This window comes from Chryseobacterium sp. MDT2-18 (assembly GCF_030815285.1).
Classification (GTDB): Bacteria; Bacteroidota; Bacteroidia; order Flavobacteriales; family Weeksellaceae; genus Kaistella; species Kaistella salivictor.
Window position 1 is genome coordinate 1 of record NZ_JAUSWQ010000020.1, and the last position, 7,260, is coordinate 7,260.

At 36.1% G+C, this 7,260-nt stretch carries 7 protein-coding genes; 1 reads left to right on the forward strand and 6 read right to left on the reverse strand.

The genetic code is table 11. The features are described from left to right. Nucleotides 1–221: 221 nt before the first annotated feature. From QF004_RS13765 to QF004_RS13780, 4 genes are all read right to left on the reverse strand, one after another. Nucleotides 222–1,396, reverse strand: a protein-coding gene (locus QF004_RS13765) for an IS3 family transposase (RefSeq protein WP_307427429.1) whose coding sequence is annotated in 2 segments (ribosomal slippage) — nt 222–1,129 and nt 1,129–1,396 — 1,176 coding nt in all. Because the reading frame shifts where the segments join, the coding sequence is not laid out codon by codon here. Between the two features lie 416 nt (nt 1,397–1,812). Beyond that, nucleotides 1,813–2,202: a hypothetical protein gene (locus QF004_RS13770; RefSeq protein ID WP_307427434.1), complete on the reverse strand. Its 390-nt coding sequence runs from the start codon at nt 2,200–2,202 to the stop codon at nt 1,813–1,815. Nucleotides 2,203–2,226: 24 nt separating this feature from the next. Continuing rightward, the gene (locus tag QF004_RS13775) at nt 2,227–4,212 is read right to left on the reverse strand and encodes an RHS repeat domain-containing protein (protein WP_307427436.1); all 1,986 of its coding nucleotides are present in this window, start codon (nt 4,210–4,212) and stop codon (nt 2,227–2,229) included. After that, on the reverse strand, nt 4,209–4,364 hold the full coding sequence (locus QF004_RS13780; protein ID WP_307427439.1) for a hypothetical protein: 156 nt from the start codon (nt 4,362–4,364) through the stop codon (nt 4,209–4,211). The genes QF004_RS13775 and QF004_RS13780 overlap by 4 nt, the downstream gene beginning before the upstream one ends. 122 nt (nt 4,365–4,486) lie before the next feature. On the opposite strand from QF004_RS13780, the gene QF004_RS13785 reads away from it, so the two are divergent. Beyond that, a complete protein-coding gene (locus tag QF004_RS13785) occupies nt 4,487–4,693 on the forward strand; it encodes a hypothetical protein (RefSeq protein ID WP_307427442.1) in 207 nt (68 codons plus the stop codon). A gap of 56 nt (nt 4,694–4,749) precedes the next feature. Here the strand turns inward: QF004_RS13785 and QF004_RS13790 are convergent, their stop codons facing one another. Continuing rightward, entirely contained in the window at nt 4,750–5,298 is a 549-nt protein-coding gene (locus tag QF004_RS13790; RefSeq protein ID WP_307427445.1) for an STM3941 family protein, read from the reverse strand. Between the two features lie 3 nt (nt 5,299–5,301). After that, the coding region (locus tag QF004_RS13795; protein WP_307427448.1) for an RHS repeat domain-containing protein at nt 5,302–7,260 on the reverse strand (1,959 nt) is incomplete at its 5' end.

Consider the following 7,260-nt stretch of genomic DNA (forward strand, 5'->3'; position numbering starts at 1 on the left):
AAGGATTCGTGCGGCAGCGGTGGAAATTTTGGAAATATAATAATTATGAAGAATGAAATTATTGTGGCTCAAAGTCGGAGACTTTGCGCAGCAGGGGGATTTATCTCTGCCCTTTAGTAAATTATTTATTTGATTTCTTTAAAGAAACAATAAGAGTAAAATTATAAGGATAGATAGTAAACCTATCATTCTGGATATGCAAATAAAATTTCCAGTTAAAGTTAAGCTACATTTTGATAAATTTTGTTTTGATTATTAAACTCTTCTATTGTTTTAAAATTTAGTGTACCGTGACGTCTTTTTTTGTTGTACCAAATTTCAATGTATTCAAAGATTTCTAACTCCATTTTTTCTTTTGAGATAAGTTTGTTGCCATAAATCAGCTCGGTTTTCAATGACTTAAAAAAGCTCTCCGCCACCGCATTGTCCCAACAATTTCCTTTCCTGCTCATACTTCTTATTACGCCATAGAACTCAATTGTATTAGCGAATTTCTTGCTTGCATACTGAACACCTCTATCTGAATGAAAAATTAATCCTTTTTGAACCGTTCTGTTTTTTATTGCCATTTTCCATGCTGCAAGACTTGTTTCTTCGGTACTCATTCCATCGCTTAAGCTCCAGCCAATTATTTTTCGGTCGTACAAGTCTATAACAGTCGTGAGGTATAAAAAACCTTCCTTGGTTTGAATATAAGTGATGTCAGATACCCAAGTTTGGGATGCATTGGTAGGCCTAAAATTCCTATTCAACACATTTTCCACCACCAAATAATTGTGTTTTGAGTTGGTTGTAACTTTAAACTTCTTACTTAATTTGCTTCTCAAACCCAGTTCTTTCATGTATTTAGCAACTGTTATTCTTGATATTTTGTAACCCAATGCGTTCAATTCAAAAGTAATCCGTGGGCTTCCATAACGCTGTTTTGAGGCAAAATAAATTAAACTTATGTGGTGATTTATTTTTTCTTTCAAAAGCAATCTAGCGGAGATTGGCTTACTTTTCCATTTGAAGTAACCGCTGGAACCAACTTCCAAAACCACGCACATTTTTTCAATCGGAAATAGGAATTCATGATTTTTAATGAACTCATATTTCATCGACCGCTCTTGGAAAAAATGCCGATTGCTTTTTTTAATATATCCCGTTCCAGCTCTGCATCCTTGAGCTTTTTCTCCAGTTCATGGATTCTTTCCTGCTCCGGTGTTAGTTTTAAATTTCCTTTCCCAGGAAAGCTTCCTTCTCCAAATTCTTCATATTCTTTGCGCCATTTATAAAGCAATGTGACTTGGATTCCAAGTTCTCGTGCGAGTTCCGAGACATTACTCCTCTCGTTACTTAGTTGCACTGCTTTTGTTTTAAAAGCTGGATCGTAGATTTTTCTCTCTCGTTTCATATGTTAAAATTAAGGTTTTATGCTTAACTTTTACTGGACGCTAAATTAGTATATCCAGGTCATAAGTAATGCGTTTTGGGGTGGCTGTATATGGGTACCCGTCAGAGTTTTGTTGAATATCTGAAATCGTTTGTAATTGGTTTCCTGTGGAGGAATAGGTTAAATTATCTATTAAAGTTGCAAAAGGATTTCCAGCCAATACTGAGCTCGAACGTTTTAATTCTGTAATATTTCCATCCTGAATTTTAACAGTTTTTACTTGTTTTTTGTCATAGAATGCGGCAGCGGAGGTGATTTTAGAATTGATATAAATTTGTAATTATTATGGGTACGAGCGAGACGCTCGCACCAGCGTGGGGGCAGGGTTTCCTTGAACTCGTAGATAAACAGTTTGAAAAGTAAAACAACAAAGCCACTCATTGAGTGGCTTTGTTTATTAATCTTTCTCGTAATAATTGAGTGATTAAAAAAGTAATTATTGCAACTATATATAAAGTTCTTTGTTCGGGATATTTTATTGCCCAATAAATAAAAGGGACACTTATTACAATCCATTCAATAAGTAATTTTATTTTTAAATTATTCGAATTTGGAATAATCAATACGCAATCTAATATTATTAGCATTATTATGAAACCTGCCCAAAACATTATACCGTAAAGGCAAATACCTATTAGAGAAGCTATTATTGCCTGAAAAACATTTCTCGAAATACTTGAGTCCATTAACCCATATATAGTGGTGTACAAAAATAATACTGTAAAAACACCGACAATATTTATCCAATTCGTTTTTAATATTTTCATTGTCATTTCTAATTATATTTATTATTACCTTACCATTTCAAAAGCTGCAGTTCCGGGCTCCGGAATAGGAACCCTCTCAACGGTAGGCTGGGAGGTCATAGTTTTATTCCAATCGCCAACAGAGTAGCTTTTATCTCCTTGTTGTACTCCTGTAAAAACACCGTTCTCATCCATTGTAACATTAAAGCTGTTACTCATCATTGGTTTACCCCCATCTCCAGGTAAGCTGGTAAAAGGATTTCCTACGGCAGGGCTAACACCGATCATTAACTGATTTCCAGCAGTATCTCCAATCATTGTTTCGGCTGAAGGAAAAGCATCCCCGGTCTGGGTAACATTAACTCCTAAAGTGCCTGCTGCTTTATTCTCAGTTAAGCTAAAATTAGTTGTTACATCAATGGACGGTGTAATGCTCTCTGGAGTTAAGGGGTTTTTTCCTGACATTGTAGAAGTCCAAGATGTTGTAGTGCTCCCATCTTTATTTGCAGTATATGAAGCGTTTGTAATAGTTCCTTTATCGTCTTTTGCTTGACCTGATCCTAATAAAGGATGATAAGAAGGACTAGAGGTAGCGGGGGAATTAGTATAAGTATGATTGTCTGTATTCATTACATAACTGTGAGAGAGTCTTGAACTTACCGAAGAGGAAGTAGAAAACCCTCTACTGTCACCTGAAAAACCACCGCCAAACGTCTTCGATGGAGCAAAGGATCGTGTGGTTACAGGATATGGCCACATTCCATCTGGGTCAATAAACCTAATAGGATTATCCAGAGCATAAGTATATGGCGACCATCTTCTACCTATTTCCGCTAGTGGATCCACAACACCCCATTTTCCAATATCGGGCATATAAAATCTTGCGCCATAATCATACATTCCCGTCTCCTGCAATTCCTTACCGTTGTACTTGTAGTTGTACTTAGAATTACCAACCAAATTATTATAATCAGTATGTTCTAAACCAAAAGGATAATAATTGCTTTCAGTATCAATAGTAAGAGCGCCTGCGCTGTTTTTATAATAACTTAACCTCACATTTCCGAGATGATCGGTGTAGTTGTAAATGTAGGCATTTTTTATAAAATCATAATAACCTTCTGCAGTGGGTTTAAATTGTAAGAGATTATTTTCATATTGGAAGCCGTCTAAATAGGCGGTTACTGTCGTGCCATAGGTTTTCTTTAGTTTCACACCGTCGGCACGGTAAATGTAATTTGTATTGCCCTGGCTGCTGCTAATGGCTACAGGTAAATTCAAATAATTATAATTAATCGCACTTATTCCTTTATCTGCCATAGAAGTCATGTTACCATTAGCGTCATAAGTAATGCGTTTTGGGGTGGCTGTATATGGGTACCCGTCAGAGTTTTGTTGAATATCTGAAATCGTTTGTAATTGGTTTCCTGTGGAGGAATAGGCTAAATTATCTATTAAAGTTGCAAAAGGATTTCCAGCCAATACTGAGCTCGAACGTTTTAATTCTGTAATATTTCCATTGCTGTCATAAAGTAAGCGTTCAAAGTATTCCTTGGCGGATGGATTTTGAGAATTCTGATAATAGCCTGCCGTAAGACGGTTCAAGCCATCATATACGTAGCCGTACCTCCGTAAAATCCCGTCATTAGCAGTTGTCCAATCAACTTCTGCAATATTGCCATTGTATTTAGGCAATACTTTATCATTGGTAAAATCAGTATTTGGAACTTGTAGGCCATCGACATTATTATACTTTATTTTGTATCCAAATAATTTGGTACCCATGTTAGAGGGATCATTTATTTTCGTCAGCCAACCCCGGATATTGTAGGCATAATCAATGCTTTGGAGTGGACTGTTAATCATAGTCCCACCTACTTTTTTGTTTTTGAGCTGTCCAATTTCATTATAGCTGTTTTGGGTTAGAATTTCTTCGGGCTCTAAGTCAACCTGATGCTTGTGAACCAAAAGGCGGTTTTGGTGGTCATAGTCAAAGGTTTCTTCAATTTTTACTTCAGTACTGCTACTCAATCTTTTGTGATAGGTAAAGACTTTCTGTGGAACACCGGTAAAATCGAGAATGCTTTCTGTTTTGGTATAACCGCCGAGATGGTTGATGGAATGGCCTCCAATAACTCTCCCTTTTCTATCGTAGAAGCTGTAGTTTTGTGTCCAGTTATCATCTTCTATGTTTTTAACAAAAGAAGCGGTGGGCAGGGATTGGGTAACTCCTGTTTTTTTTTATTATTGCTCAAAGTCGGAGACGTTGCCAGCAGGGTATACCACCTGAAAAGTTTGATGTGCGATGGCCACACGAAAGGATTCGTGCGGCAGCGGTGAAAACATTATTCCTGAAGATGTTACCATTGAAGATAAACCCGATTTTGAGAAGTTGCATTTAATTAACCAACTTGACGAAGATGATAAATCGATGATTTTTAAAATGGTAGATAAAATGCTTACCACCAAAAAATTTAAAGACTTCTTTAATAAAAATGTGGCTGCACTATAAAACAAAAAACCCTCACAACTTGCAAGAGATTTTTTTATTAATAATGCTGTAAAATTTTATTTAGATTTATTAAGTCTATCTGTTAATATGTTAAGTAATTCTATAGAGGAATAGGATAAACCATTTGTATTAATAGTAATAGGAGTACCGTAGTTTTTGTAATTAAGATTTAAGATATTTCTCTTAAAAGATGAAAATGGCATCATATATTTATCTGGCTCTTTTACTTTAACCAAAACCATACTAATTGAGTTTTTCATAAGTAATCCTGTAGGAACTTTATAAATTTCAATATCTGTAATATCTTCCCAGTTTATCCATCCTACGGAACTCAAAGTTGTATTATCATAAATACCCCTGTCATTAACTATTATACCTGTTTGATTCGTAAAAAGTCTGTATCCTATATATATTGAGGCAATACCAAAAAATATTAATCCTATTATACCTGTATATAAAATTGCTTCTTCTCTGAAAAATATAAAGGATTTATACTTCTTAGGATTTAATACAAACAGAACACTGATAATTGTCAAGACAATGCCTCCCAAAAGAATGAGAGAGGTTTTTTTTCTGTTTAATTTTATTATGAATTCTTGTGACATACATTATTTGGTATTTTCATAAACATTCTCTACTCCCGAACTTCCAAGGTTCGAACCACCCCAAGATCCTAAAGCTCCGCCTATTAGTCCACCTATTAATGCTCCAGGAACAGCCCCCGCTCCTCCAAACCAAACTCCAATAGCTGCTCCTACAGTTGCCCCTGCTTCTGCTCCTGCCCAGCCTCCTACAACTCCTCCAGCTGCACTCCCCGCAGCTACTGCCGTATTTCTACCATTGGTTTCTCCTTTGGTTTGGTAATCATTATAATCAGTTGCAACTCCATCCCCAACTTCTATCGCTCCTAAAACTACTGAACCCACTACAGAACCATTCTTTAAAAATTTACCAACTCCTGAAACTTTAACATACTGATTACCTTGCCAATTATTTCCATAATATCTAACATTCAGCTTATTGTATGTTATTCCATCAAAGTTTCTATTTTTAATCGGAGTTGTCCAAACTCCAACAGTTCCGCCTTTATTATTTTTTGTAAGCCAATCTCCTGTTGTTCCAATAACACCATTAAGTTGTCCCAAATAGGTTGTTGTATTACTCTCGCTTTTCTTCCCAGTAACAACAACTTCTTCAATCTGCACTTCTTTTTCAGCAGTCTTCGTTTCAGGGACATAAACATACATATTCTTTGGATCGTCAATGTATGGTTGAAATTCTGGTGTTTTTGGACAGGTAGGACAAGTTGCAAGACCGTTTGATTCCTCAAGTAATCCAGTTGGATCTGAAAAATAAACAGGATTATTAAATGCAAAGCGATAAGGTGTCAAGGTAGGAATTAAAGCTGATAAAGGGTCTTGAGTAGCAAATCTTCCGATGTCAGGCATATAGTTTCGCCAGTCCATTGCGTACATTCCCGTCTCTTGCAATTCCTTACCGTTGTACTTGTAGTTATACTTAGAATTACCAACCAAATTATTATAATCAGTATGTTCTAAACCAAAAGGATAATAATTGCTTTCAGTATCAATAGTAAGAACACCTGCGCTGTTTTTATAGTAACTTAACCTCACATTTCCGAGATGATCGTTGTAGTTGTAAATGTACGCATTTTTTATAAAATCATAATAACCTTCTACAGTGGGTATAAATTGTAAGAGATTATTTTCATATTGGAAGCCGTCTAAATAGGCGGTTACTGTCGTGCCATAGGTTTTCTTTAGTTTCACACCGTCGGCACGGTAAATGTAATTTGTATTGCCCTGGCTGCTGCTAATGGCTACAGGTAAATTCAAATAATTATAATTAATCGCACTTATTCCTTTATCTGCCATAGAAGTCATGTTACCATTAGGGTCATAAGTAATGCGTTTTGGGGTGGCTGTATATGGGTACCCGTCAGAGTTTTGTTGAATATCTGAAATCGTTTGCAATTGGTTTCCTGTGGAGGAATAGGTTAAATTATCTATTAAAGTTGCAAAAGGATTTCCAGCCAATACTGAGCTCGAACGTTTTAATTCTGTAATATTTCCATTGCTGTCATAGAGTAAGCGTTCAAAGTATTCCTTGGCAGAGGGGTTTTGAGAATTCTGATAATAGCCTGCCGTAAGACGGTTCAAGCCATCATATACGTAACCATATCTCCGTAAAATACCGTCATTAGCAGTTGTCCAATCAATTTCTGCAATATTGCCATTGTATTTAGGCAATACTTTATCATTGGTAAAATCAGTATTTGGAACTTGCAGGCCATCGACATTATTATACTTTATTTTGTATCCAAATAATTTTGTACCCATGTTAGAGGGATCATTTATTTTCGTCATCCAACCGCGGATATTGTAGGCATAATCAATGCTTTGGAGTGAGCTGTTAGTCGTAATCCCACCTACTTTTTTGTTTTTGAGCTGTCCAATTTCATTATAGCTGTTTTGGGTCAGAATTTCTTCTGGCTCTAAGTCAACCTGATGCTTGTGAACCAAAAGGCGGTTTTGGTGGTCATAGTC

Bases quoted from the DNA above. Each gene is read 5' to 3' on its own strand.
- QF004_RS13770 (WP_307427434.1), bottom strand. From the start codon at position 2,202: ATGAAAATATTAAAAACGAATTGGATAAATATTGTCGGTGTTTTTACA.
- QF004_RS13780 (WP_307427439.1), bottom strand. From the start codon at position 4,364: ATGATAACTGGACACAAAACTACAGCTTCTACGATAGAAAAGGGAGAG.
- QF004_RS13785 (WP_307427442.1), top strand. From the start codon at position 4,487: ATGGCCACACGAAAGGATTCGTGCGGCAGCGGTGAAAACATTATTCCT.
- QF004_RS13790 (WP_307427445.1), bottom strand. From the start codon at position 5,298: ATGTCACAAGAATTCATAATAAAATTAAACAGAAAAAAAACCTCTCTC.